This window comes from Campylobacter sp. Cr9 (genome assembly GCF_020138295.1).
In the GTDB taxonomy this organism is placed as follows: Bacteria; Campylobacterota; Campylobacteria; order Campylobacterales; family Campylobacteraceae; genus Campylobacter_E.
The window spans coordinates 1-509 of sequence record NZ_JACGBH010000044.1; the positions used below are offsets into that span (position 1 = coordinate 1).

The 509-nt window shown below is 36.9% G+C and carries 1 protein-coding gene; it reads right to left on the reverse strand.

The features are described 5' to 3' along the window. Positions 1 to 509: flagellin N-terminal helical domain-containing protein (locus AVANS14531_RS09145; protein WP_442862411.1), on the reverse strand; the 509-nt coding region annotated here is incomplete at both ends.

Consider the following 509-nt stretch of genomic DNA (forward strand, 5'->3'; position numbering starts at 1 on the left):
AACATTATGCCCAGTCTCAAACCTAGTCAAACCAATCTTATCAGACGTAGTTGCCCCAATACTAGCCTTAACAGTCTCATTTGAATACGCACCAATTTGAAACTCCTTATTTGAAAACGTTCCAGATAGTAGCTTTTGACCGTTGAATGATGTAGTATTACCAATATTATCAAGCTCTTCCATAAGTCTAGAAATATCAGCTTGAAGCGCCTTTCTTGTCTCAGTTGTTTGACCATCTTGAGCTGATTGAATAGCTTTATTCTTAATAGTTTCAAGTATCTTAATTTGCTCATCCATAGCCTTATCAGCTGTCTGAATTATACCAATAGCATCATTAGCATTCATAATAGCCTTACCAAGAGAACTTGCTTGGCTTCTTAAGCTATCTGCAATTGCCATACCTGAAGCATCATCAGCAGCACTATTAATTCTAAAACCTGAGTTTAGCTTTGAAAGTGAGCTATCAATAGCTCTATTGTTCATAGAAGCATTAGCGTGAGCGCTTAATG